The 24,933-nt window shown below is 49.0% G+C and carries 22 protein-coding genes and 1 tRNA gene; 13 read left to right on the plus strand and 10 right to left on the minus strand.

Features of this window, described 5'->3' with window-relative positions; genetic code table 11:
- Position 1: 1 nt before the first annotated feature.
- Together BZK42_RS12600 and BZK42_RS12605 are read right to left on the minus strand one after the other, a co-directional pair.
- A complete protein-coding gene (locus BZK42_RS12600) occupies positions 2-706 on the minus strand; it encodes a fimbrial biogenesis chaperone (RefSeq protein ID WP_049282831.1) in 705 nt (234 codons plus the stop codon).
- Positions 707-760: 54 nt separating this feature from the next.
- Positions 761-1,342: a fimbrial protein gene (locus BZK42_RS12605; protein WP_080859259.1), complete on the minus strand. Its 582-nt coding sequence runs from the start codon at positions 1,340-1,342 to the stop codon at positions 761-763.
- A gap of 481 nt (positions 1,343-1,823) precedes the next feature.
- Between BZK42_RS12605 and BZK42_RS12610 the strand changes: the two genes are divergently transcribed.
- Complete coding sequence (locus BZK42_RS12610; protein ID WP_016157786.1) at positions 1,824-2,486, plus strand: LuxR C-terminal-related transcriptional regulator; 663 nt, start codon at positions 1,824-1,826, stop codon at positions 2,484-2,486.
- Positions 2,487-2,548: 62 nt separating this feature from the next.
- On the opposite strand, the gene BZK42_RS12615 is transcribed toward BZK42_RS12610, so the two are convergent.
- From BZK42_RS12615 to BZK42_RS12625, 3 genes are all read right to left on the minus strand, one after another.
- Positions 2,549-4,045, minus strand: coding sequence for a C69 family dipeptidase (locus tag BZK42_RS12615; protein WP_016155025.1), 1,497 nt, complete (start codon positions 4,043-4,045; stop codon positions 2,549-2,551).
- A gap of 343 nt (positions 4,046-4,388) precedes the next feature.
- Entirely contained in the window at positions 4,389-4,853 is a 465-nt protein-coding gene (locus tag BZK42_RS12620; protein ID WP_016155024.1) for a hypothetical protein, read from the minus strand.
- Positions 4,850-5,623, minus strand: a complete 774-nt coding sequence (locus BZK42_RS12625; protein ID WP_080859260.1) for a winged helix-turn-helix domain-containing protein — start codon at positions 5,621-5,623, stop codon at positions 4,850-4,852. The genes BZK42_RS12620 and BZK42_RS12625 overlap by 4 nt, the downstream gene beginning before the upstream one ends.
- A gap of 577 nt (positions 5,624-6,200) precedes the next feature.
- On the opposite strand from BZK42_RS12625, the gene BZK42_RS12630 reads away from it, so the two are divergent.
- Positions 6,201-6,818: a helix-turn-helix transcriptional regulator gene (locus BZK42_RS12630; protein WP_016157783.1), complete on the plus strand. Its 618-nt coding sequence runs from the start codon at positions 6,201-6,203 to the stop codon at positions 6,816-6,818.
- Between the two features lie 75 nt (positions 6,819-6,893).
- Positions 6,894-9,728, plus strand: a complete 2,835-nt coding sequence (gene misL, locus BZK42_RS12635) for an intestinal colonization autotransporter adhesin MisL (protein ID WP_080859261.1) — start codon at positions 6,894-6,896, stop codon at positions 9,726-9,728.
- A 136-nt stretch (positions 9,729-9,864) separates the two neighbouring features.
- On the opposite strand, the gene BZK42_RS12640 is transcribed toward misL, so the two are convergent.
- Complete coding sequence (locus BZK42_RS12640; protein ID WP_080859262.1) at positions 9,865-10,155, minus strand: SymE family type I addiction module toxin; 291 nt, start codon at positions 10,153-10,155, stop codon at positions 9,865-9,867.
- A 126-nt stretch (positions 10,156-10,281) separates the two neighbouring features.
- Here BZK42_RS12640 and BZK42_RS12645 point away from each other — a divergent pair, with 126 nt between their 5' ends.
- A complete protein-coding gene (locus tag BZK42_RS12645; RefSeq protein WP_080859263.1) occupies positions 10,282-10,473 on the plus strand; it encodes a toxin-antitoxin system HicB family antitoxin in 192 nt (63 codons plus the stop codon).
- A 7-nt stretch (positions 10,474-10,480) separates the two neighbouring features.
- Here the strand turns inward: BZK42_RS12645 and BZK42_RS12650 are convergent, their stop codons facing one another.
- The 3 genes from BZK42_RS12650 to BZK42_RS12665 all read right to left on the minus strand — a co-directional run bounded on the left by BZK42_RS12650 (position 10,481) and on the right by BZK42_RS12665 (position 12,686).
- On the minus strand, positions 10,481-10,696 hold the full coding sequence (locus BZK42_RS12650; protein ID WP_080859264.1) for a retron Se72 family effector protein: 216 nt from the start codon (positions 10,694-10,696) through the stop codon (positions 10,481-10,483).
- The gene (locus BZK42_RS12655) at positions 10,693-11,871 is read right to left on the minus strand and encodes a reverse transcriptase family protein (RefSeq protein ID WP_080859265.1); all 1,179 of its coding nucleotides are present in this window, start codon (positions 11,869-11,871) and stop codon (positions 10,693-10,695) included. The genes BZK42_RS12650 and BZK42_RS12655 overlap by 4 nt, the downstream gene beginning before the upstream one ends.
- A 720-nt stretch (positions 11,872-12,591) precedes the next feature.
- Positions 12,592-12,686, minus strand: a tRNA-Sec gene (locus BZK42_RS12665).
- Positions 12,687-12,976: 290 nt separating this feature from the next.
- On the opposite strand from BZK42_RS12665, the gene BZK42_RS12670 reads away from it, so the two are divergent.
- From BZK42_RS12670 to BZK42_RS12710, 9 genes are all read left to right on the plus strand, one after another.
- Positions 12,977-14,359 (plus strand): glycoside-pentoside-hexuronide family transporter, encoded by a 1,383-nt coding sequence (locus tag BZK42_RS12670; protein WP_016155017.1) that lies wholly within the window; start codon positions 12,977-12,979, stop codon positions 14,357-14,359.
- Between the two features lie 10 nt (positions 14,360-14,369).
- Positions 14,370-16,688 carry an alpha-xylosidase gene (yicI, locus tag BZK42_RS12675; RefSeq protein ID WP_080859267.1) on the plus strand — a complete coding sequence of 773 codons (2,319 nt, stop codon included), beginning with the start codon at positions 14,370-14,372 and terminating at the stop codon, positions 16,686-16,688.
- A gap of 446 nt (positions 16,689-17,134) precedes the next feature.
- Positions 17,135-18,688: a BglG family transcription antiterminator gene (locus BZK42_RS12680; RefSeq protein ID WP_080859268.1), complete on the plus strand. Its 1,554-nt coding sequence runs from the start codon at positions 17,135-17,137 to the stop codon at positions 18,686-18,688.
- 26 nt (positions 18,689-18,714) lie between these two features.
- A complete protein-coding gene (locus tag BZK42_RS12685) occupies positions 18,715-19,185 on the plus strand; it encodes a PTS sugar transporter subunit IIA (protein WP_003842172.1) in 471 nt (156 codons plus the stop codon).
- 19 nt (positions 19,186-19,204) lie between these two features.
- Positions 19,205-19,525, plus strand: coding sequence for a PTS fructose transporter subunit IIB (locus BZK42_RS12690; protein WP_080859269.1), 321 nt, complete (start codon positions 19,205-19,207; stop codon positions 19,523-19,525).
- A 26-nt stretch (positions 19,526-19,551) separates the two neighbouring features.
- Positions 19,552-20,643, plus strand: a complete 1,092-nt coding sequence (locus BZK42_RS12695; protein ID WP_016157774.1) for a PTS fructose transporter subunit IIC — start codon at positions 19,552-19,554, stop codon at positions 20,641-20,643.
- Positions 20,644-20,654: 11 nt separating this feature from the next.
- Positions 20,655-21,506, plus strand: coding sequence for a class II fructose-bisphosphate aldolase (locus tag BZK42_RS12700; protein WP_047415757.1), 852 nt, complete (start codon positions 20,655-20,657; stop codon positions 21,504-21,506).
- A gap of 80 nt (positions 21,507-21,586) precedes the next feature.
- The gene (locus BZK42_RS12705) at positions 21,587-22,447 is read left to right on the plus strand and encodes a ketose-bisphosphate aldolase (RefSeq protein WP_016155012.1); all 861 of its coding nucleotides are present in this window, start codon (positions 21,587-21,589) and stop codon (positions 22,445-22,447) included.
- Positions 22,448-22,496: 49 nt separating this feature from the next.
- On the plus strand, positions 22,497-23,180 hold the full coding sequence (locus tag BZK42_RS12710; protein ID WP_016155011.1) for a D-lyxose/D-mannose family sugar isomerase: 684 nt from the start codon (positions 22,497-22,499) through the stop codon (positions 23,178-23,180).
- A 41-nt stretch (positions 23,181-23,221) separates the two neighbouring features.
- Here BZK42_RS12710 and BZK42_RS12715 read toward each other — a convergent pair whose 3' ends face one another.
- Positions 23,222-24,931 (minus strand): AsmA family protein, encoded by a 1,710-nt coding sequence (locus BZK42_RS12715; protein ID WP_016155010.1) that lies wholly within the window; start codon positions 24,929-24,931, stop codon positions 23,222-23,224.
- Positions 24,932-24,933 lie beyond the last annotated feature (2 nt).

A 24,933-nucleotide genomic window follows, 5' to 3' on the forward strand; every position in this document is an offset into this window, starting at 1 on the left:
ATTAATTAATGGTTGTTTTGTGTTCCACAATTCCGCCGTAATCGCTGATTGCTTGTAAAACAACCGATTCACCCTGGCTGACTTGTTGTTTTGCATTGATAGTCGTTCTGCTTTTCGGGGCGACCATGACCCCTTCGTTTATGAGTCCATGGCCTGATGACGTCACAATATCCGCAACCGTGATGAAGAAGGGGGTGGGGTTTACCAGCGTTATGTCACGTTGGTTAGCAATAATTTTTATCTTATTTTCCGCGTTTTGACGGTCACCTAACCCACTGGGTCGCCAGAAAAATTTAAAGCGTGAGCGAATGGCTAAATTGAGCACAGCTGAATTGTCCGTGACGCTATTCTTATCCACGGAAGGAATATCCAGTATGTTAAGCCACCACATAGACTCACGGTCGGTGGCGACAATATTTTTATCAACGGCTTTTTTTATTCTGAGTGATTGCCCATTGCCTGCGTCAACACGGGCAATGGGTGGAGAAATAATAAATGGAGTGGAAATTTCTTCCGGTAACTTTTCTGGATTTCCCTCATCCAACCATACCTGGGCCAACGATGGATAGTTTCCCGTATTCGTCATTTGTATCGTGATCTCTGCGGAATCTTCAGAGTAAATAAATCGGGTGCCATTGACAATGATATTATTTGCATGTGCGGTAGAGAGAGCAAATAGAGCTAATAAATAAATGAAAATTTTCATGAAGCCTCTATTAAAATAAATGCTATAGCGCAAGGCAGCTATAGCATTGTGTATTTAGAGATAAGTAATGCTATAGTTTGCCTGAGCGCTTACCGGTCCCGGTTGAACATATGATGAACCACTATTTTCACGTGGTATAATGTAACCCACGCTGAATTTATAAGTTAAAGTCGGGCTATCATTGCCATGTAGGAGATAATCTTTCTCAGGTTCAAATCGGTCATTCTTATTACTCAGGTTAATATTTTTTTCACGATTATCCTTAAGGACTAGCGCTACGTTTTGGGCTCCACCCCTTGTCGTATTTTTGAGATATCCATCGTGAGTTAGAGGGGAATTAACATTCCAGGCTAATTTGGGAACTATTTTTTCATTAATATAACAACCCTTCACTTTAATACTGAATTGCTGGAGTTGCGTTGCATGTAATTTGCTAACTAATGTATTGAGAACTGGGTTTAATTTTACCTGTTTATCTTTATCACCGGCTTCAATTATGCACGAATTGGAATAGACATGACCGGAAAAATTAACAACGCCTTTTTGATCCATGTTGGGGCCATGTCCAACATCTGCCATAGCGGAAGGAATTGCGATGGCACAGCTAATTAAACTTATAATGGATAGTTTACTCATAATGCGCTCCTCATTTAGAGATAGATCGTCCCTATTATCAGTAACATTGTCTGGGCTCCTTTTTTCTTGCGCCCTGTAAGGCTGTCGCCCGCTATCAATTATGTTAGATAAATTATTGTTGTACATCGTAGATTGGACGTATTTCACTCATCCTATAATATTAATAATGATCATTAACTATGAGTATTAATGAATTATTATTATCTATAAGCAGATTGTGAGTAAGATAGTCCTTTACTCAAAGGTCAAATAAAAATACTTGGAATACAATATGTTATGTTTGTATTGTGATAATTCTTTAAGTGCTATAAAGAAAAATCGAATCCTGCGCTCGGAAAAAGCGAATGATCGAATTGCACAATTAGCTAAATTCTTATAATTCAATCAGATTATCTTTAATCTTAAGTAGTGACTTGTTATTGGCTTGGCATGCAATAACGATAAGGAATATTGTCAATCATCATTTGAATGAAGGCTACATATGCTTAACATGGACAGTAAGATAATACTCATTAGCAACCAATCAATACAGACGCAACTCTTGCTGGATTATCTCAATAAGCAAAACGATATCTTGGTTGATTTTGTTAACATTAGCAGACCAGACATGTCATTTATCGTTGAGGGAAGTATCATCCTCTATGATATACAGGCATCAAGCCGTAAATTAAAAAATGTCTGGTCAAAATTACTCAATGACAGCGCATATAGTTTGCGCGTTTATATTATTAACTGCCTGCGGTCGCTCCCACTCTATGAGAGCATGCTATGGCCAAATTTTGAGTCGATCGTACCAAATAATTGCTCTACAGAATATTTGTTAGAACTCCTTAAAGAGGGGCTAAAAACCTCCCGTCCACCACGCTCACTGTCACCGCTGCCAGAGTATGTAAACCTCACGCCATCAGATAATAACTACGGCATTTTAACCGAAAGAGAATATGAAATTTTAACTGAGTTGTCGAAAGGTGCGTCTAATGTAGAAATTGCTAACGCATTTTTTATTAGTGAAAATACAGTGAGAACGCATATTTATAATATCTTTAAAAAGATATCTGTGAATAACCGAACACAGGCAGCTTGCTGGGCCAACTTGCATCTAAGAAGTCTGGCTCTCGATCAACTGCCGCGGAAGGAAATGTAAACCGTACTACTGGCGCAAAGTTTTGAAGCTTACTTTGCGCCAGCATGTCATCGTGTCGTTACTCAGTCTTTTTTCGCAGCGTTTGCAAAGAAGATATCAGACTGAATGTCTTTAGTGCGGATGGTAAAGAGCTGATTAGTCAGATCTTCCGTCAGCTTCTCGGCATCGGCCATGATGCGCAAGTTGAAGTCATTCAGCATCTTATCTGCGGCAGGTTTATCGGTTTTCGCCATCTTCAGATATTTTGCTTCGACCTCTTTTTGCTCCTTCGCCACTTTATCTTCCCATGCTTTGTAGGCTTTTTTGACGATTGGCGCGAGCTTCGGATAATCGGTCATCGTCAGCGTCTGTAACTTACGGTATTTCCAGTAAATGGACTGATCGTCCGCTTTATCGGTACCCATCGTATAGTTTGCCGGATACGCTTTCAGGCCGCTGTAGTACGGAACAAACGCGGTGAGGTCGGCCATACCCAGACCAATGTAGGTCGTTTCACCAATCTCTTTTGGCAACCACGGACGGACCTGCATCACGTGTGCTTCATAGGTGCGGAAGACGCTAACCGGACGCCATGGCTCTTTGCCATTCAGACCGTTGGTGTACGGGTCATGGCTGGTGCCTTCGTAATGGTTACGCAGCACGGCCTTCACATCATCCAGCGTCATCTTCTTCTCTGGTGTCATGAACACCGGGAATTCGCGCCCTTTGGCCATATCCTGATTTACGGAAGGATTGAACTCTTTCTGGATGGTCCATACGCGAGGATCGTTATACGTGCGGTCACGCTCATCATCACGGGTATAGGCTTTGGAGAAGTTGAATTTGCCATCTTTTGCCGGTTCGTACAGACCTTTTTCGGTCGCAAATTGAATCAGGTTTTTTGACGCCATCATGTCCGGGTTTTTAGGGTCGTAATCCTGTAAGCGGCCCTGATTACCGGTGGCAAAATACTGGTTATTCGGCAGGCGCTGCGCCATCCACTGGTGACCGCTGCCGGTTTCCAGGTACCAGATTTCGTTATCGTCGACGACGGCCACGCCAAAACCTTCCCCAGCGCCGACGGTCTCAACGATATGACCCAGTAGCGCCACGGCTTCACGCGCGGTTTTGCTCTGGGACAACAGAATATCCGGGATATCATCTTCGGTGATCCCTTTATCCTCGACATAGGGGTCGGCAGCCAGCGCTTTTGCTGAGGCAAAAATAGATTCTGTACCGCTCACGCCAACGCCCAATTCGTTAAATCCGGTCGCGCCGTGCAGTTGGGTTTTCCAGTTTGGAACGGTGGTATAACGCAGAGAGTTTTTGGGTAGCGGCCAGGTAAAGTCATTCGCGCCATTATGTGCTTTGGTGCTGTATACCCCGGTCTGATTCTGCTTGGCCGGATGAATGACAAAATGCTGCGCTTTCAGGGCATCACTGTCAGCGCTACGGGCTACCAGCATGGAGCCGTCCGCTGATGCTTCATTACCGACCAATAGGGTCGTACAAGCAAAACCTGATGAAACAACGGCCAAATTTATAGAAAGTGCAATCAGGCACTTTTTAAAAGTAAACATTACGTATCCCTCATATGTACGCCAAAAATACACCGGAAACACACCGTTTCCTGAAATGAGATAACGCCTGAACGCTCAGACATTGCTCGCGAGAGAGATAAACGCCCCTGTCCACGTCTTCTCCAAATATCCATCCGTAGGTTGAAGTCTTCTGGGCAAAATAAAACGCCCATTTCGCTTAATTATTACGCAATGGATATCGTGGTATTCAGGATGTTTCCTGATTCGGGATGAAGAATAGCAATGGGATATGAGTGGATTCAGTGACCCATGTCGCGTAAGTCGATGATGGCAAATATGAATTCTATTGAAGGGGGCGTGCTTTTTGTATCCGGATATGACGTTACCTTTTGCGGCAATACAGCGAGGGGACATTTGAGCTGGCAAAAATCCATGCGCCCTTATACTCCTCCATAACCAGGCTCAGGTTTCGCCCGCTTTGACGGTAAAATCCGGGTAATGTGTTGTTAATATCAGCTTCATCGGCGCTATCAGCGAAGGTTTTGACCACCTGCATTGCCTGTAGCACTCGGGCTTCGTGCTGCCGGGTATAACTGAAATAGATGTTCCTGCTAATGTCTGAGGTATTACGTCCGTACAGTTTTCCGGTAATGGTCGCTAGCCCTGCATCTTTGTACATCCGAAATGAAACCGTACCTGCAAAGCGGTTGCTGCCAATATTCCATTCGACATTTCCAACGCAATTTAGCTGCTTTTCGGCATAGCGTGAATGCCATAGCCATCCGCCTGAGCCGAGCAATGTCGCCACGCCGATTACGATTAAAATAAGGTGGTGTATTTTTTTCATTGCCCGCGCATCCAGTAATAATGGGTAGTACAAAACGCGTACGCATCTACCCGTGCATCTTTATCACAAACAAATGCTACGATCCTCTCCGCTTTACGGTAGCCGGAAAGGAAAACATGCTTGTTGTTTTCACAGAGAGAAGGGTGCAGTTGCATCAGATTGAAATAATTTTCCTGATCGTGATCATTCAGTGAGTAATAAATTTTACAGTTTTGCCGAGATGGGACCTGCATAGAAACAGAAATGAATTTACTAAACGGCATAACAGGACGTGTCTGATACCACACCAGCCAGATAAACAAGGTGGCAATAACGATGCCAGCGCTAAATATAATATTCCACCAGGGGACCCGCGTCGTTTGTTGTGCCGCGGGAGGAATTATCTTTGGGGGCGCGTATTCCTCTATTAGCGGTTGCTGGAAAACTTCACTCTGAGGATGCGTTATCGCCTCTACCTGCGTATTTCCATTTAATCTGAGTCCGCGTCGTGAAATAGTTTTCACCGTATCACGTGGCAGACCCACATCCGCCAGCGCGTTACGTAGCGTCAGAATAGCCTGGTAAAATGTGTTGGTTGTGGTCACATTATTTCTCTCACCCCAACCCACTTTTATCAATGTGTTCTGCGAAACAATGTCACTTGCGTGAGTAATTAAATAGAGAAAGCAAAGCGAAGCTGGGAGCTGAAGTTGTATTGCGCGCCCGGTCTGACGATTGACCAGACTTTTGCTGTCAGGATTAAATTCGACCAACTGATTGATAAGGTACAATTGCCCAGCCCTCAGTAACTATAACGTATCACCGCGTGTGCCTACACATACCTTAAATTTTACATCCAAATCGTGAATATGCCTCACTCTTTGTACGTGATCGAAGATAAGAATTCCGCTTAAGGATTAAAAATACTTTAAATACAATGTGTTACATGTGTAAATTCTTAGGTGAGTATTAACTAATGTTAAATAATGAGAATTCATTACAGTTTTATCTGAATTCTCATTATATTTATCAACAGCACTTCAAGGGGGATTGAGTTATCAGGATTGTGTAATTAATAAGAGCCCCTTTCATTGGTTAATTTTTAGCAAATAGTGCTTTTTTAATTTTTATTCTGGGATTTGGATTTATGCATAAAATTCCTAATACCCAGACTGTTATTCTGAGATAAAGCAGAAAAAAGCTTAGCGCAATCGCATTACTTATAGCCTATACATAATAACATATCAGGAGTTTATTACATTTTTTAGGTGTCACTGTTATTAACTGACAAGGAATGTCACACGTGTTGGATTGACACATTTATTTACCAATGAAATATTTATGGAAAAATAACAGGAGTCATTTTTGATGAAGAGGTCACCATCACAGAGTGTTCGTTGCATAAGCTGTGAATTATCCTGTCAATTATTTCCGGATACTGTGGTACGCGCCAACTACTGTCACCGAGCCACTTTTGCGATCTGGCCAGAGGGAAATAGTTTTCTGCAAAAAGGAATTATTGAAAAACTTCTCCTTAATAATCAAAATCATTTGTCGCGTGGGTTTATTTTTGTGGACTTTTCCTTCCCAAACCTGCGCCTGTTCGCCGACCCGCAATGGGTTGACCGGCTGGCCTACAGCGGTATGTATATTGTGTTGATAGCGGATAGGAATCTCGCGCCGTTAGCCAACTACTGGCTGTCGAAAAGCAATAAAATACAAGGGATTATATATTCCGATGATGATGATGAAGTTCAGCATCAGAAAATTCGCCGATTATTTACCGGCCACCTTGCGAACAGTAAACGCGGACGCACACTCAACTATACAGAAATGATATTACTGAAGCGATTTGTGTCAGGAAAAAGTATTCAGCAAATTACCAAAATAGATAATATAGATATTAAGAAAATATATGTCTACAAGCTCAGGCTTGAAGATAAATTAGGCCATAGCATTCATCAAATACTGTCGAATATTTTATAACGTATTTTTGATTTTTACTATTTTCACATCTTTGCGATGTGGTGGACGCCCTACGCCCGAAAGCAGGAGGCTATTATGAGAAAACCTAAGCATTACTCACGCATTGCGATAGCGGTATCAACCGCGTTAACGTCAATGGTATTTTCAACCCACGCGGCTTGGATTGATATTGATAGTCTTCCTGCCAGTGGAATGGTGAGCAGTCTTTCGCCGGAGTTGCAGGCTTTATTTCCTGCACAGACGAATGACAGTTTCAAAAAAAACAGCGAAACGCCGAATTATGTTTATCAGTGGAGTGCCGGTACCATTCCCGTTTATGGTCATGGATTAACGCTGAATGGGCCAGGAGGAGAAGCCTTCGAACACACCATTACCGTTATTCAGAACAGCGCGACGGGTAGCCCGGGCGTTATTTTCGGTGACGACCTTACGATTCGCACACAGTCAAAGAATGCCGCTAATAATGGTAAAGATGTTGACGGTATCCGCACGCACGGGGCTAATACGCCGGATAATCCAGTCTTTATTATCACCGGGGATCGCACCAGTATTTATGTGGACGGCCAGGATGGTGATGGTATTAACGCCGGATACAACGCCATCGGTCAGGGTGGGATAGGCTCAGCAAACATCTACGTCGGCGACGATCTGTATATTCAAACCACCGGTAACCAGGGACGTGGCATCACCGCCAACGCGTTTAGAGACGCAACGCTTGCCAAAAATACGATTATTGTCGGCGATCGTGCCCACATTGTGACTACCGGTAACAGCTCAGAGGGAATCCGCTCCGGACAGAGCGGGTCCTCAATCCGCCTTGGCAATGACGCCACCATCGAGACATCGGGCACTTCCTCAATAGGGGTCTACGCCGCCTCATCTTCCAAAACGGAACTGGGCAATAACGCCACTATTTCGGTGAGCGGAGCCAGCGCCCATGCGGTCTATTCCTATAATGCGACGGTGAATCTGGGTGATAATGCGACGATTCGTGTTAACAGCATCGATAAAGTTTACTCATTCAGCAAGGCCCCACGCGGCCTGTATGCGATTTCACGCGGCACGGTAAATCTCGGTGGCGGCGCTACTATTGCTATGGCGGGCAATCACAGCAATGAAAGCTATGCCATCAGTACAGAAACGGGCGGCATCGTCGACGGTTCTGCTGGCGGGCGTTTCCTTATCGACGGCGATCTTCACGCAGCCGGTGCTATTGCCGCAAACAACACCCAGCCGCAGCAAAACAGTACCATCAAACTCAATATGACCGACAACTCGTTGTGGAGTGGGGCGTCATACGTCACCAGCGCCACTGCCGGGACGGGGGTTATCTCGCTGCAAATGAGCGATGCGACCTGGAACATGACTAACAGCTCAACGCTCACCGACCTGACGCTGAACGGCGGGTCAGTGGTGAACTTTGGGCATGCTGACGGCGAACCGTGGCAGACGCTTACTATCAATGAAGATTTTACCGGCAACGGCGGAAAACTCGTTTTCAATACCGTCCTGAATGACGATGCCTCTGAAACCGACAAGCTGAAAGTGCTCGGCAACACCGCGGGTAACGCATTTGTGGCAGTGAACAATATTGGCGGAACCGGGGCGCAAACCATTGAAGGTATTGAGATCATCGAAGTGGCCGGTAATTCTGACGGTACTTTTGAGAAAGCGGGCCGTATTGTTGCCGGTGCGTACGACTATAACGTGGTGCAAAAGGGCAGCAACTGGTATCTGACCAGCTTTATTCCTGCTCCGCCGGATCCGGAAGAGCCGGACCCCGTCGATCCGGACCCGGTTGACCCTATTGACCCAGATCCCGTTGACCCGGACCCGGTTGACCCTATTGACCCAGGTCCTGTTGACCCGGACCCGGTCGATCCTGTCGACCCGATTATCCCTGAGCCGGAAGAACCTGTTGCGCCCCCTGTCACTGAGCAGCAGTACCGCCCGGAAGCAGGCAGTTATCTGGCGAACAACTACGCTGCTAACACGCTGTTCATGACCCGACTCCACGATCGTCTGGGGGAAACGCAGTACGTCGATATGCTGACGGGCGAGAAAAAAGTCACCAGTCTGTGGATGCGTAACGTCGGGGCACATACCCGCTTCAAAGACGGTAGCGGACAGTTGAAAACCCAAAGCAACAGCTATGTCCTGCAGTTAGGCGGTGACCTGGCGCAGTGGAGCAGCGACGGCCTCGACCGCTGGCACCTCGGCGCGATGGCTGGTTATGCCAACAGCCAGAACCGTACGCAGTCCAGTCTGACCGGCTACCATTCACGTGGTCAGGTCACCGGTTACAGCGTGGGACTGTACGGCACCTGGTATGCCAATGACGCTGACAAGACCGGCACTTATGTAGACACCTGGATGCTGTACAACTGGTTTGATAACAAGGTGATGGGTCAGGAGCAGGCGACGGAGAAATATAAATCCAGCGGGATCACCGCTTCTGTTGAAGCCGGTTACAGCTTCAAACTGGGTGAAAACGAGCGCAACAGCTATTGGCTGCAACCGAAAGCTCAGGTGGTGTGGATGGACGTGCAGGCCGACAGCCACCGCGAAGCGAACGGCACCCGCGTGAAGGACAACACCGATGGCAACCTGATGACCCGTCTGGGGGTAAAAGCCTTTATCAACGGTCACAACGCCATCGACGACGGTAAATCTCGTGAGTTCCAGCCGTTTGTTGAAGCCAACTGGATCCACAACACGCAGACGACTCGCGTGAAGATGGATGATGTGAGCAACGACATGCGTGGCACCAAGAACATTGGCGAGCTGAAAGTCGGTGTTGAAGGTCAAATCACTCCGCGCCTCAACGTGTGGAGCAACGTGGCCCAACAGGTTGGTGACAAAGGCTACAGCGATACCCGCGGTATGCTGGGCGTGAAATATAACTTCTGACGTAACTGCAGGTGACAAAAAGCCGCTGATTAACCGATCGGCGGCTTTATTTTTTGTGGGGGGGAGGTCGGATAAGCGTTAGCGCCATCCGGCATCTGGTAAATCTGTAATTAACGCTTACAGGCTCAGTCGTACTTCACTGGAGAGTAGCCAGTGTGCTCTCAATTCTGTTCAGCTTCTGATTTGCCTCTTTCAGCTCATCCTGCAGGCGTTGCTCCTGCTCGCCATAGACCATCAGGACGATACAGCCATTCATCACTTTTACGGTAATCTGTTGGCCGGTATCAAACCCCGCTTCGCGTAGCCACTTGCCAGAAAGAATAATTTTGGGTGTGGATTTGTCGAAAATATTCGGGCGATATCCCACAATTACCGAACGCTCGGTTCCGGTTTGGTCGGTGTCTGGGGTAGAATGCGAATCAGCCATAATCAACTCCTTGATAGTTGGTGAGGTTAGACGCTCCGGTTGTGTTCCCGCACAACGAGGCGTTGCTAGTGTAGAAGGCTTTTAGGTGGCCTCCTATATGATTAAGATAGTTGGATAGGTGGCCCTATGTCAATCATATCGCGCGAAAAAAAACCAAAAGGCGGCGGGCAATCTCCGCAGTTTAAGATGCGTATTGATCCGGCATTGAAGGAACAGTTGGATGCTGTGGCGGCAGAAGAAGGGGTAAGTCTCGCCAGTTGGTTGAAAGAACTGGCGAGGGAGGCCTTACTAAAAAAGGGAATAGAACCTAAAGGATAATTGTTCTCTAAACTTTCTGAATTGCAAATGCCCTTGGACCTTTATCCATCATTCTTAATTCGAAAGATACTTTATCCCCTGGAGTAAGATATTTATCCTCATGAGTTATTTCACCATAAAAGAAAAACACATCTTTTCCTTTTTCACGAGTAATAAATCCATAGCCTTTAAAGGAGTCAAAGGTTTTAACAATTCCATAAGCCTTATTTTTAATATCACTCATAACCACATACTCCTTTTTGATGGTAGAGATTGACAGTGTTTGCGAATACGACTACGCCAAATCTTGCTAAGAGACTTATTATTTCTGGCTAATATACCTAACTTTCCTATCACCTTATTGATGGTTTCAACTTGGCCAATAGTAAAAGCTACTTTATTGTTAAATTTAAGAATTGCCTTGCACTCACGAATTATTTTATCTTTTTCTTTGTCATCATAAAGAGGAAGAATCATACTCATCCTTTCTCGAAGACTCACATGATTAGATTGTTCTAAGCGTGATAATTTTGCAACCAATCCAGATGTTTTGTTCCAGAATGTGTGGTATTCAAGAGAGTATTTATCATCTTTAAATTTATTTTCACAAATTTTAACTAGTAATCTAATATATCTTCTATCATGACGAGTTGTTTTAGGTTTTGAATGACCAACCCATAATCCAGTTATTTTGAAACTATTTTTTGCATTTTTTTGACACTCAACTTTAGTTTTTTTATTATTATGTTTAAGTTTGTACTTTCTAAACATTGCAACCACATCTTTAATCGATGAGGAAATTTTTTCTTCAGATAAAAATTTATTTGAGCTGAGAGTTACGTCATCAAGTAGTCTTGTATAACAAATCCCTGTACTTCTAAATTTTGAGACTAAACTATATTCAGTATTAAAGAAAATTAAATTAGCCAAATATGAAGATGTACAAGCACCTTGAGGAACTTTGTTTTTGAAGGTTGTTAATTTTGTTAATATTTCAGAAACTTCATCAGGGAAGATAAAAAAATTTTTATATACATTAAATACATAATCTGATTTTATGTTGTCATAAAAGGACTTTATATCTATACTTATAATTATGTTAGGATCGCGTTCACAATGAATTTTTGCATTCTCAACATAGTCTCTTTTGTTTGAAGGATCTTTTATGCCTCCCTGAAGATAAACGGGATATTGCACCTTCTCAAAAATTCTATGATTTATTCTTTTCTGTAATTTTTTTAGGTCGTGTTTGGGTTCATACACAGTCCGATCTTTGCCCTTTACGTTAATTAAGAACTCTGTATAAGAATCATCCACTTTGTTTGCTAAATTAAGCAGCATTTTTTCATGGATACCTAACGTTTTTGCAAGAATAGCTATTGAAGATATTGGGCGGAAAGGGTAATAAGGCTTGTCCATAGCAATACCGATTGTAGAGGAGACGTAAAAAAGGTTAGGAGTTAATCAGAGTCACTATCCACGCAGTGAATCGCGAGAGATAATACGTAACTTTGACAAGCTTCCACCAATCCACTGACGTAGTCTTGGGGCTGCTTTTTTTGTTTTGGTCGACTTGCATATCAACTTCAGGACTATCTATTTTCTCTGAAATTGAGCTCTTCGTTTTTTTGAATGTCACTTGCATGTTTAAAGAGATACTAAACATAGTTGATTTCTCGATTTTAGACGCAAAATTACGCCGCCAGACCGAGATAACTTATATGAAGGTAATATTGTCGACCTGACAACTCCTAACCTTATACGCCAGACAACTGTCGGCTATATTTTGCATAGATTATGATGCAATCTTCCGAACGCACATAAACTTTCAATATATCCGCATGACCGGTCATGATCCCAAAGGGATCGCCTTTCGGCATCGATACCTTCTCTAAAGTGACATTTTAAAGAGCAGCAACAGGCGAAGTTCACCCGAATGTTGCAGATTTATTCTATACTTAAATTCTCTCTATTGGCAATAGCTGAATATAGGGATTGTGGGGGGTGGCATATCTGTCATGTAGCCTCCGTTGTTACCTGACTAATAACGCTACAATCAACGTAGTATGCCAGAGAACAACACAGGATAAAGAAAGCTAAAAAGAGATGTGATTTAAGAAGATCTTACTTGAGGAACTTTGGCGGAAGATCACAGGAGTCGAACCTGCCCGGGAACGCTGGCGTCCCCAACTGGATTTGAAGTCCAGCCACCTCACCGGAGATGACGATCTTCCGCGCCTCGATTGCTACATGGAGGCGGGGCGCATTATAGCTACTTCCAAAGGTTTCCACACCCCCTCACTCACTTTTTTAACTTCCGTTTCTCTATACCATGACCAGTTTCAAATAAATCCCCGCAAAATCCATTACTTACACTTAGACACATTTTTAGACGCTACGCTGATCACAGAAAACAAGAATCGTAATTTGATAACGAGATATCGGAATACCCGCGCTCACAGGGATGGTTTACAAGAACTGTAACCGGTATCAGGGCGTGTGAAAGTGCTAACAAGGATGCGTAATGAAAAGTGAAATTCTGTCTGTTAAAGAGAAGATTGGCTACGGAATGGGCGATGCGGCTAGCCACATTATCTTCGATAACGTCATGTTATATATGATGTTCTTCTATACCGATATTTTTGGTATCCCAGCCGGATTTGTCGGCACCATGTTCTTACTGGCCCGCGCGCTGGATGCCATCTCAGACCCTTGTATGGGGTTGCTGGCTGACCGTACCCGTTCGCGCTGGGGGAAATTCCGACCATGGGTGCTGTTTGGCGCACTTCCGTTTGGTCTGGTTTGCGTGCTGGCCTATAGCACGCCGGATCTCAGCCTGAACGGCAAAATGATTTATGCCGCAATCACCTACACGCTGCTGACCCTGCTTTATACCGTGGTCAATATTCCCTACTGCGCGCTGGGCGGCGTGATCACTAATGACCCAACGCAGCGTATCTCCCTGCAATCATGGCGCTTTGTGCTGGCGACGGCGGGCGGCATGCTCTCCACCGTGCTGATGATGCCGCTGGTGAATCTGATTGGTGGCGAGGATAAAGCGTTCGGCTTTCAAGGTGGGATTGCGGTGCTCTCCGTGGTGGCGTTCCTGATGCTGGCGTTCTGCTTCTTCACTACCAAAGAACGCGTGGAAGCGCCGCCGAGCACCACCTCTATGCGTGAAGACCTGCGCGACATCTGGCAAAACGACCAATGGCGCATCGTCGGCCTGCTGACCATCCTCAATATTCTGGCCGTCTGCGTTCGTGGCGGCGCGATGATGTATTACGTCACCTGGATTTTGGGTAAGCCGGAGGTGTTTGTCGCCTTTCTCACCGCCTATTGCGTCGGCAACCTGATCGGCTCTGCGCTGGCAAAACCGCTGACCGACTGGAAATGCAAAGTCAGCGTCTTCTGGTGGACCAACGCTGCGCTGGCGGTGGCGAGCCTGGCGATGTTCTTTGTGCCGATGCACGCCAGCATCACCATGTTTATCTTTATTTTTGTCATTGGTGTACTGCACCAGCTCGTTACGCCAATCCAGTGGGTAATGATGTCCGACACCGTTGATTACGGCGAATGGTGCAACGGTAAACGCCTGACGGGGATCAGCTTTGCGGGCACGTTGTTCGTGCTCAAGCTGGGTCTGGCGCTCGGCGGGGCGCTGATCGGCTGGATGCTGGCGGGCGGTGGCTACGACGCCGCCGCGAAAACCCAGAACAGCGCCACCATTAGCATCATCATCGCCCTGTTCACCATTGTCCCGGCGATTTGTTACCTGCTGAGTGCCGTGATTGCCAAACGCTTCTATACCCTGAAAACGCCGTATCTGACGGAAATTATGAGTCAGTTGGCTCAGGGCGCGCGCCGCAACCAGCAGGATTTCACGACGAAAGAATTACAGAACTAAGGAACTGACGATGAAAATTAGCGATGGTAACTGGCTGACCCAACCTGGCCTGAATTTAATACACCCAATTCAGGTGTTCGACGTTGAACAGCAGGGTAATGAGATGATTGTCTACGTTGCGCCGCGCGACGTGCGTGAACGTACCTGGCAACTGGATACCCCACTCTTCACGTTACGCTTTTTCTCGCCGCAGGAAGGGGTGGTGGGGGTACGTATGGAGCACTTCCAGGGCGCGCTGGATACCGGCCCACATTACCCGTTGAATGTGTTGCAGGACGTCAATGTTGAGATGCGAAACACCGCTGAATTTGCCGAACTGAAGAGCGGCAATCTGAGCGTTCGGGTGACCAAAGGCGAGTTCTGGTCGCTGGAGTTCCTGCGTAATGGTGAACGTATTACCGGCAGTCAGCTAAAGAATAGCGGTTACGTGCAGGATACCCACAGCGGGCGTAATTATATGTTTGAGCGTCTGGATTTGGGCGTGGGGGAAACGGTGTACGGGCTGGGCGAGCGTTTTACCGCGTTGGTACGTAACGGCCAGACGGTGGAAACCTGGAACCGCGATGGGGGCACCAGTACCGAGCAGTCTTACAAGAACATCCCGTTTTATCTCACCAACCGCGGCTACGGCGTGCTGGTGAACCATCCGCAGTGCGTGTCGTTTGAAATCGGCTCTGAGAAAGTGTCGAAAGTGCAGTTCAGCGTTGAAAGCGAGTATCTGGAATATTTCGTCATCGACGGCCCAACGCCGAAGGCGGTGCTGGATCGCTATACCCGCTTTACCGGCCGTCCGGCGTTGCCGCCAGCCTGGTCGTTCGGTCTGTGGCTGACCACGTCATTCACCACCAATTACGACGAAGCGACGGTGAACAGCTTTATCGACGGCATGGCCGAGCGCAATCTGCCGCTGCACGTCTTTCACTTCGACTGTTTCTGGATGAAGGCCTTCCAGTGGTGCGACTTTGAGTGGGACCCGGTGACCTTCCCGGATCCGGAAGGTATGATCCGCCGCCTGAAAGAGAAAGGGCTGAAGGTGTGCGTATGGATAAACCCCTACATCGGTCAGAAATCCCCGCTGTTCAATGAACTGAAAGCGAAAGGGTATCTGCTCAAGCGGCCGGACGGTTCCCTGTGGCAATGGGATAAATGGCAGCCGGGCCTGGCGATTTATGACTTCACTAATCCACAAGCCTGCGAGTGGTATGCCAACAAGCTGAAAGGTCTGGTGGATATCGGCGTAGACTGCTTCAAAACCGACTTTGGTGAACGCATTCCTACTGACGTTCAGTGGTTTGACGGTGCCTATCCGCAGAAGATGCACAACCATTATGCGTACATCTACAACGAACTGGTGTGGAACGTGCTGAAAGAAACCGTCGGTGAAGAAGAGGCTGTCCTGTTTGCTCGTTCAGCTTCGGTGGGCGCGCAGAAGTTTCCGGTGCACTGGGGCGGTGACTGCTACGCCAACTATGAATCGATGGCGGAAAGCCTGCGCGGTGGCTTGTCTATTGGCCTGTCCGGCTTTGGCTTTTGGAGCCACGATATCGGCGGCTTTGAGAATACCGCTCCGGCGCACGTCTACAAGCGCTGGTGTGCGTTTGGGCTGCTCTCCAGCCACAGCCGCCTGCATGGCAGTAAATCCTACCGTGTGCCATGGGCGTACGATGACGAATCCTGCGATGTGGTGCGCTACTTCACCGAACAGAAATGCCGCATGATGCCGTACCTGTATCGCGAAGCAGCGCGTGCTAATGCGCAAGGCACCCCGATGATGCGCGCGATGATGCTGGAGTTCCCGGACGATCCGGCGTGTGATTATCTCGACCGCCAGTACATGCTGGGCGATAGCGTGATGGTCGCGCCGGTGTTTAGCGAGGCGGGCGATGTGCAGTTCTATCTGCCGGAAGGACGCTGGACGCATCTGTGGCGTAATGATGAGGTGTCTGGTAGCCGCTGGCATAAGCAGCAGCATGACTTCCTGAGTCTGCCGGTTTATGTGCGTGACAATACCCTGCTGGCGTTGGGTAGCAATAACCAGAAGCCGGACTACGCCTGGCACGAAGGGACAGCGTTCCAACTGTTCCATCTGCAGGAGGGCCGGGAAGCACTCTGTGAAGTTCCGGCTGCTGACGGCTCGGTTATCTTCACGCTGAAGGCGACGCGTGTAGGTAATACCATCACTGTGAAAGGGAATGGTGAGGCACGTAACTGGACGTTGTGTCTGCGTAATATTCCACAGGTTAGCGGTGTGAAGGGCGGTTCATCTGCGGGCAGCGAGTGGGGAACGGTTGTCACGCCGGATGAAGATGTGCTGACGATAGCCCTGTAAGCGAATCTGAACGTGGTGCCGGATGCGTCTTATCCGGCCCACGCCGCGAGCAGCGTTCCAGAACTGAAAATCAAAAACATCCCGACTTAAATTTTTACCTCACCATATTTGCGAGCGCTATCACTCTAATTCCCGCGAAAAATGTGATCTGCGCCGTAAATATCTCACTATTTCCTCTTTTTGTCTTATTTCTGTCCGGAATACAGGACACGATTTAGTATTGTTGGCGCATCGTAGTCCTCTTATATTTATCATCACGGATTACACGTGGAGCATAAACGCTTCTTTATAACCTAAATAATTCGAGTTGCAGGAAGGCGGCGACGCAGCGAATCCCCTGAGCGTACATAAGTACGTGACAGGGGTGAGCGAGGAAAGCCAACGCACATGCAGCTTGAAGTATGACGGGTATAGATATTTAATCTGGTATGTAATAAGGGTAAATAATGCAAATGATTACCTCGCGACAAAACAGATTATTAAGGTTTCTTCTGTCCCGGAAGGAATATGTTACGCTGCTAAAAATTGCCGAGTATTTATCTGTTTCAGAGAAAACCGTCCAGCGCGATCTGCGGTTACTGGAACAATGGTTATCGGAATGGAAAATATCCATCGATAAACGTGCCGGTGCGGGCGTGATATTAAGTGCCGATAACATTACTGACCTTTTATATCTGGATCAGTTATTAGGGTCGGAGGGTGATGATGCTGACGGCATGATGAATAATTCACGGCGGGTTAAGATAGCCTCGCAATTATTAAGTGAAACGCCGCATGAAACATCGATCAATAAATTATCCGAACGTTATTTTATTAGTAGTGCATCGATTGTTAACGATCTGAAAGTGATTGAATCGTGGATTACCCCGCTGGGTCTGTCGCTGATTCGCAGCCAGAGCGGCACACACATTGAAGGCAGCGAGAGCGGGGTGCGCCAGGCGATGGCGTCGCTGATTAACGGTGTGATTAACCATAATGAGCCTGGAAGCGTGATTTATTCACGACTTGATCCGGGCAGTTATAGAGCGTTAGTGCATTACTTTGGCGAAGAAGACGTTTTATTTGTCCAGACGCTGTTGCAGGAAATGGAGAACGATCTGTGCTGGTCGCTGGGCGAGCCTTATTACGTCAATATCTTTACTCATATTCTGATCATGATGTACCGCATTACGCGGGGCAATGCGCTGCCGAGAAAAGAAGAAAGCATCACGTCATGTGATGAGAACATTTTTTCCATTGCCAGTCGCATGATTCAGCATATCGAAAAACGCATTGCCCACCCGCTGCCGGAAGACGAAGTCTGGTTTATTTATCAATATATTATCTCCTCCGGTATGGTGATTGAAGAGCATAACGATGTGAGCGTAATTGGCCATATGCACTCCAGCGACGAAGCACGCTTGATTACCCATCGGCTGATTGCCACCTTCGCCGAAATGGTTGACTGCGATCTTAGCCAGGACACTGCGCTGTATGACGGATTGCTGATTCATATTAAGCCGCTGATTAACCGCCTGAACTACCAGATCCGCATTCGTAATCCGCTGCTGGAGGACATTAAAGGCGAGTTGCAGGACGTCTGGCGTTTGACACAGTGCGCGGTGAATCGGGTGTTTAGCGGCTGGGGCGAACGGGCCGTGTCGGATGATGAGGTGGGATATTTAACCGTGCATTTTCAGGCCGCGATGGAGCGTCAGATAGCGCGTAAACGTGTGCTGCTGGTCTGCTCAACCGGTATCGGCACCTCTCACTTACTCAAAAGCCGCATTCTGCGCGCCTTTCCGGACTGGACCATCGTCGGAGTGGTGTCGGCAGGCAGCTTGCCCTCCGTCCTGACGGACGATATTGAACTGGTGGTATCGACGATCAATTTACCTGCCGTTGCCATGCCGGTCGTGTATGTCACCGCCTTCTTCAATGATGCGGATATTAAGCGGGTAACAGAAACGGTTATTACGGAAAAATTACATCGGGCGACGTCGCTGGTCGTTGAAAATTAATGTCTGAACTCCATGAGGTATGATTTATGGACATCACGAAAATACTCAATACAAATCGCGTTATTTTGGATATGAAGGCCACAAACAAAACGGAGGTTATTGAGGAACTGACGGATATTCTGCAAAAAGATGGGGCAATTAGCTGCCGGGAAACGTTTATTCAGGATGTCTGGCAGCGTGAATCAGAAGGCTCGACCGGATTCGAAAATCATATTGCGATTCCGCACGGGAAATCCTCGGCGGTGGTCAATACCACGCTGGCGATTGGGCGTACCCGCCAGGATATTCCCTGGGAAACCCTGGACGGCAGCAACGTGCGCTGCATCATTCTGTTTGCCGTACGCCTTGAAGATCAAAACACTACCCATATTCGTCTGCTTTCGCAGGTTGCTGGCGCGTTGGCGGATGACGACATTATTGAACAACTGTTAGTCGAAAGCAGTCCACAGAAAATTATTGAGCTTTTTAGCCAATATGCTGAATCCAATGTCTGCTAAATAAAACGTGGAGCATATTATGAATATTGTTTGTGTTGCCGCCTGTACGGCGGGTATTGCGCACACCTATATTGCCCGTGAGAAGTTAATTAAAGGTGCTAAAGCGCTTGGTCATAATATAAGAGTAGAAACCCAGGGGACTATCGGCACGGAAAACGAACTGCTGACAGAGGACATTTCTGCTGCTGATGTCGTGATTCTCGCTGTGGATGTAAAAATAAAAGGGGAGGAACGATTTTTAAATAAACGTATTGTGCGAGTAAAAACTGAAATCGTCATAAAATCGCCCATTCAGTTTCTTGAAAAGGTCGAAAAATCATTAGTTAATACTAACCAGTAGCGATCCCCATTCTGGAGGGATTTCACATGAGTGAAAATAAAATTCCGCTATCTCAGGAAATAAAAAGACATTTATTAACGGGGATTTCGTGGATGATCCCGTTAATTGTTGCCGCCGGGATCTGTATTGCTCTCGGGCAAATACTTGGCGGCACTAACGTGGGTGAAAAAACAGGAACCATACCCTGGATGCTCAACCAGATTGGCGGTTGGGGGATGGGGTTAATCGTACCGCTGATTAGTGCGGCGATTGCGTACTCCATTGCTGACCGCCCCGGATTCGCACCGGGTCTGATTGTCGGCTTTGTCTGCGGTGAAATTCATACCGGTTTTATCGGCGGGATGCTGGGCGGTTTTCTGGTCGGTTATACCGTCCTGCTGCTCAAGCGCTATATCCGTTTGCCGCAGTCGATGCAGGGGTTGATGCCCATCATGGTGCTGCCGGTACTGAGTACCGTCATTGGCGGCCTGTTGATGATGACGCTCATTGGCAAACCGATAGCCTGGCTGCAGGACGCGTTGATTCATCTGCTGGAGTCCATGCAGGGCGGGTCACGCTTTTTAATGGGGGCCATCCTTGGCGCAATGGCGACATTCGACTTTGGCGGACCGGTGAATAAAACCATGTCGCTATTTGCTGACGGCATGTTGGTCAGCGGCGTGTACGGTCCGGAAGCGGTGAAGTTTGTCGGTTCGATAATCCCTCCGTTCGGCATTACGCTCTCCTTTTTGCTGACGCGTCACAAGTACACCCGTGCGGAGCGCGAGGCGCTGAAAGCGGCATTCCCGATGGGGATCTGCATGATTACCGAAGGGGTCATTCCCATTGCGGCGCGCGACCTGCTGCGCGTGGTGGGGTCCTGCGTGGTGGCCTCGGCGATAGCGGGCGGTCTGATTATGGTGTGGGGCGTCGAAAGCCCGGTACCGCACGGCGGTATGTTCGTGGTCCCGCTCTTTACGCATCCGCTACTGTTTTGCCTGGCGCTGGGGATCGGCACGGTGATTTGCGGCGTCATGCTGTCGTTGTGGAAGAAACCGGTGACCGAACGTGACGAAGAGTTTGATGAACTTAGCGATCAAAAGCTGAAAGACGAAGAGATCACCTTCACCCTGGAATAACCGGAGGCCGTATGTTTGCCGATATGAAAAGCATGGTGACGAAAGCCTGGCGCGAGCAGTACGCGCTGCTGGCCATCAACTGTATGAACCTGGAAAGCGCCCGTGCGGCGGTGCGGGTGGCTGAGAAACACCGTGCGCCCATCATTCTGAATCTGTATCAGGGGCATCTGGGCCATTTTCCTGCACCGATAGCGGTGGCGGTCGTCAAAACGCTGGCAGAGGAAGCGTCGGTACCGGTCGCGCTGGCGCTGGATCATGGAAAGGACCCAGTGCGCATTCGCCAGGCTTTTCGCGCCGGATTCAGCGGGTTAATGATCGACGCCTCCGCTTTTGCGCTGGAGGAGAACATTCGCCAGACCCGGGCGGTGGTTGAGCTCGCGACCAGCGTTTCTCTGTGCGTGGAAGGTGAGCTGGGGCATCTGGCCGACGCCCCGCGCTATGATCACGCAGCTAACGCTGATTTGATGACCCAGGCCGCCGATGTGGAGCCCTTTATCCAACAGACCGGTATCGATTTACTGGCGGTCTCGGTCGGCACGGCACATGGCATGTACGCGCCCGGTGTCATACCCGCCATTGATTTCCAGCGACTGGAGGAAATTGCCCGTTTATCAACGGTGCCGCTGGCGCTGCATGGCGGCAGCGGGACGCCGTTTGACCAGCTACAGCGCTGCCCGACGTTTGGCGTCGCCAAGATAAACGTTGGTGCGGCGGTTTTCGAAGCCGGAAAGGCTGCTCTGCTGCATACCCTGTGTCGCGACACATCCGGTGAACTCGTTGATGCCCTGGCCCTGATGGAGCAGGCCTGCGAGGAAGCCATTATTCCGTACCTGCAGGCCAGCGGCGCTATCGACAAAGCCTGATTCATTTTCTGTAACGCCTTCTATGCCTCTGCGACGACGCACTGGCAGGGCTTTCTACACCCTGAAACTGGAGAATTAACATGTTAGTTTCGATGAAAGAATTACTGCAACCTACCCGTCAGCACGGTTTTGCCATCGGCGCATTCAACGTGGCGGACAGCTGCTTTGTACGTGCAGTAGTGGAAGAAGCGGAAGCAACCAATACCCCGGCGATTATCTCCATTCACCCCAGCGAACATGATTTTGTAGGCGATGCGTTTTTTAGCTACGTCCGTGATATCACTCTGCGCAGCCCGGTTCCCTTTACTCTGCATCTGGACCACGGCGCTTCGGTCGAGCATGTCCTGCGGGCGATTCAGTGTGGGTTTACCTCGGTGATGATTGATGGCTCGTTGTTGCCGTATGAAGAGAACGTGGCGCTGACCCGCGAAGTGGTCAAGCTGGCGCATGCGGTAGGCGTTTCGGTGGAAGGGGAACTGGGTACGATTGGTCAAACCGGGACGTCAGTGGAAGGTGGCGTATCGAAGGTCACTTATACCGATCCTGATCAGGCACAGGATTTTATCGCCCGTACCGGCGCGGACACGCTGGCGGTGGCGATTGGAACTGCACACGGCATCTACCCGAAAGGGATGCAGCCAGAGCTGCAAATGCACATCCTGCGCGAGATTGCCGGGCGAGTGGACATTCCGCTGGTGCTGCACGGAGGTTCCGCGAACCCGGATGCGGAAATTGCCGAATCCGTTACGCTGGGCGTTGGCAAAATCAACATTTCCAGCGATATGAAATACGCTTACTTCCAGAAAGTCCGCGAAATCCTGGCGAAAGAAACCTGGTGGGACCCGAACGTTATTTACCCGGAAGCCATTAGCGCCGCGCGAGATGTGATCCGTCACAAAATGAAACTGTTCGGCTCAACCGGCAAAGCGTCACTTTACTAACCGCATACAGGCGGGGTGACCCGCCTTTTTCGCAACAAGGAAAAGTGGAATGAAGCGTTCACACATTAATTATGCCGTCGATAAAGCGCATGCCATCGCCGAGACTTTTCGGGTTTGCCTGCCTGACTTTGCGTATTTTACGGCTGATGCCTGGCGGCAACAGGATCACACTCTGTGGCGTGAAGTGCTCGATCTCCAACTGGGCTGGGATATAACCGACTTTGGGCGCGGAGATTTTGCGCAAACGGGGCTGACGTTACTGACGTTGCGCAATGGTCAGTTAGGGTCAGCCAGCTACCCCAAACCGTACGCCGAAAAGATGCTGCAGATTCAGCAGGATCAGCAGACGCCATGGCATTTTCATCGCCATAAAATGGAAGATATCGTTAACCGCGGCGGCGGTGATTTATGTATGCAGTTGGCGTGGGCTACGCCTGATGACGGGTATGATGCCCGGCGCATTGTTGAGGTTAGCGTCGATGGTCAGCGGCGTTCCGTTGACGCTGGCGAGACGCTGGTATTGAAACCGGGGCAGGGGGTATGCCTGCCGCCGCGGTTGTATCATCGCTTTTGGGCGGAGAAAGCGTTCGTGCTGGGCTGGGAGATCTCGATGGTCAATGACGACCTGCATGACAATCACTTCCTTGAGCCAGGCGGTCGCTTCCCGGCGATAGAAGAGGACGAGCCGGTGAAGTGGCTGTTGTGCAGTGAATATGCGCGCTTACAGCGATAAACGGCGACCCGGTCGGCAAATCGCCGCCGGGCCGTCAGATTTTACTGCGCAGCGGGTGGGGCGGTAACTTCACTACCGGATACCACGCCCGCCTGCATGGTTTGCGTTACCTGCTGTTTCTCCACGTTCACCGCATGCAACTGGCCGCTGACCGTTGGCTTGAGTGGCGCATCGGCTTGAATATTGCCGCTGGCGGTAAGCTGGATGTTACCGTCACCGGAAAGCGGCAGTGCGGGCCATCCCCACTGCTGCAGAATCGTCATTGGCACGCCGCGCCCGTTCAGGCTGACCTGAGTTTGACGCTGAGGCAACTGTGAAATACTGGCAGTGGCCTCCAGCAACCCTTTTTCCGTATAGGCGCTTAGTTCGCTGATATTGATGGTGCTGCTGTTCGCCGTCAGCGCCAGCGAAGGACGACGCACGTCGGTGCGGTTAAAGGTGCCGGCAGCGGCGTTGAGGTTAGCGCTCCCGCTCCAGATCCCCCACTGATTGTTCTGCACCAGCCCGAGGTTAGCACCGTAGCCGTCCAGCGCGGTGAGCTGCCATGGGAAGCTCGGGTCGATATCAATCACCAGATTACGGCTGGCGCTGAATTTCTTCAGCGTCAGGCTGGCTAGCCAGGCTGGTAGAGGTTTCATCCACAGCTGTTTCCAGTTTTCCGGCAGCGTGTACTCCAGACCGGCAATGGCGGCATCATCGAGGACCAGCGCTTTGTTGTTGCGCTGCCAGTTTCCGGATGTTCTGACCATTCCCCCTTCCCAGCGGGTGGTGAACTGACGCAGCGCTATGCCCTGCGGCGAGAACTCGGCGTTCATAATCGGATCGAAAAAGTGCAGAGAGCCGTAGATAAACTCGCTGGCGTTCATCGACAGTTTTCCTTCCTGAGTTTGCCAGTCGTCCTTGCTGAAGGTCATGTTGCGCAAGCTCAGATCGAGATCCGTCACCGCCCAGTCAGGGCCTTGCAGACGGGCATCTGTTACTTCCAGACGACCAATTTGCAGGGAAGGAATAGTGCTTAACGGAGCAAAAAACTCGGCCAGAGATTTGTCGCTTTGCAGCCGAATATCGTTCAGGCGCAGATTCTCTACTACCCAACTACCGTCGGCATTGCGTTGCGCCACGCCGGTTAATGCGCCACGCGCCACGTCTGCGCCAATATTGCTCAGCGTCACACGGTCGTGGTCAATACTGCCTTCAATCAATACGTTGGTCGTCGGGACGTCGTTCAGCGTCAACGAACTGGCGCTGAGCTGAATTTGCGCTTTACTCCCGAGAATTTTACCCGCCTCAGGACTCCAGGGAATGACTCCGCCGTTAACGCGCTGCGCGCTCAGGGTCCACTCGCTACCGGGACTGTTAAGCGCCATATCTTGCAATTGCAGGCGATCGGCCTGGAACGGCAGCGGCGCAGTTTGCTGGGAAAGATTCAGCGTGCCGTTTTGCAAAAGAATGGTGTCTACGTGCAGCGGGTCGGTGATTTGGCGGCTGCTCAGTCCAATATCGACCGTTTTGGCGACCAGCGTTGCGGGCTGACCATCCCGGCCAAAGGTGACGTTTTCCAGCAGAATATGGGAAGGAGAAGAAAACCGGTGATCGATGGCATCAAATGCCAGATGGTAGCTGCTGTTCTGCGAAACCCAGGCGCTGACGTGCTCTGCGCCCCAGCGGGTTTGCAGTAGAAAATATAAGCCGAGGATCGCCACTGCAAGGGCGATCAGCACGTAAAGAAGCAGCTTTCCAATAAATTTCATGG

The organism is Citrobacter braakii (assembly GCF_002075345.1).
Taxonomy (GTDB): domain Bacteria; phylum Pseudomonadota; class Gammaproteobacteria; order Enterobacterales; family Enterobacteriaceae; genus Citrobacter; species Citrobacter braakii.

Coding starts and splice junctions, on each gene's coding strand:
- BZK42_RS12685 (WP_003842172.1), top strand. CDS start 18,715: ATGGACATCACGAAAATACTCAATACAAATCGCGTTATTTTGGATATG.
- BZK42_RS12715 (WP_016155010.1), bottom strand. CDS start 24,931: ATGAAATTTATTGGAAAGCTGCTTCTTTACGTGCTGATCGCCCTTGCA.
- BZK42_RS12645 (WP_080859263.1), top strand. CDS start 10,282: ATGTCAATCATATCGCGCGAAAAAAAACCAAAAGGCGGCGGGCAATCT.
- BZK42_RS12690 (WP_080859269.1), top strand. CDS start 19,205: ATGAATATTGTTTGTGTTGCCGCCTGTACGGCGGGTATTGCGCACACC.
- yicI (WP_080859267.1), top strand. CDS start 14,370: ATGAAAATTAGCGATGGTAACTGGCTGACCCAACCTGGCCTGAATTTA.
- BZK42_RS12655 (WP_080859265.1), bottom strand. CDS start 11,871: ATGGACAAGCCTTATTACCCTTTCCGCCCAATATCTTCAATAGCTATT.
- BZK42_RS12630 (WP_016157783.1), top strand. CDS start 6,201: ATGAAGAGGTCACCATCACAGAGTGTTCGTTGCATAAGCTGTGAATTA.
- BZK42_RS12605 (WP_080859259.1), bottom strand. CDS start 1,342: ATGAGTAAACTATCCATTATAAGTTTAATTAGCTGTGCCATCGCAATT.
- BZK42_RS12620 (WP_016155024.1), bottom strand. CDS start 4,853: ATGAAAAAAATACACCACCTTATTTTAATCGTAATCGGCGTGGCGACA.
- BZK42_RS12700 (WP_047415757.1), top strand. CDS start 20,655: ATGTTTGCCGATATGAAAAGCATGGTGACGAAAGCCTGGCGCGAGCAG.
- BZK42_RS12610 (WP_016157786.1), top strand. CDS start 1,824: ATGCTTAACATGGACAGTAAGATAATACTCATTAGCAACCAATCAATA.
- BZK42_RS12705 (WP_016155012.1), top strand. CDS start 21,587: ATGTTAGTTTCGATGAAAGAATTACTGCAACCTACCCGTCAGCACGGT.
- BZK42_RS12710 (WP_016155011.1), top strand. CDS start 22,497: ATGAAGCGTTCACACATTAATTATGCCGTCGATAAAGCGCATGCCATC.
- BZK42_RS12670 (WP_016155017.1), top strand. CDS start 12,977: ATGAAAAGTGAAATTCTGTCTGTTAAAGAGAAGATTGGCTACGGAATG.
- BZK42_RS12615 (WP_016155025.1), bottom strand. CDS start 4,045: ATGTTTACTTTTAAAAAGTGCCTGATTGCACTTTCTATAAATTTGGCC.
- BZK42_RS12640 (WP_080859262.1), bottom strand. CDS start 10,155: ATGGCTGATTCGCATTCTACCCCAGACACCGACCAAACCGGAACCGAG.
- BZK42_RS12650 (WP_080859264.1), bottom strand. CDS start 10,696: ATGAGTGATATTAAAAATAAGGCTTATGGAATTGTTAAAACCTTTGAC.
- BZK42_RS12680 (WP_080859268.1), top strand. CDS start 17,135: ATGCAAATGATTACCTCGCGACAAAACAGATTATTAAGGTTTCTTCTG.
- BZK42_RS12695 (WP_016157774.1), top strand. CDS start 19,552: ATGAGTGAAAATAAAATTCCGCTATCTCAGGAAATAAAAAGACATTTA.
- BZK42_RS12600 (WP_049282831.1), bottom strand. CDS start 706: ATGAAAATTTTCATTTATTTATTAGCTCTATTTGCTCTCTCTACCGCA.
- misL (WP_080859261.1), top strand. CDS start 6,894: ATGAGAAAACCTAAGCATTACTCACGCATTGCGATAGCGGTATCAACC.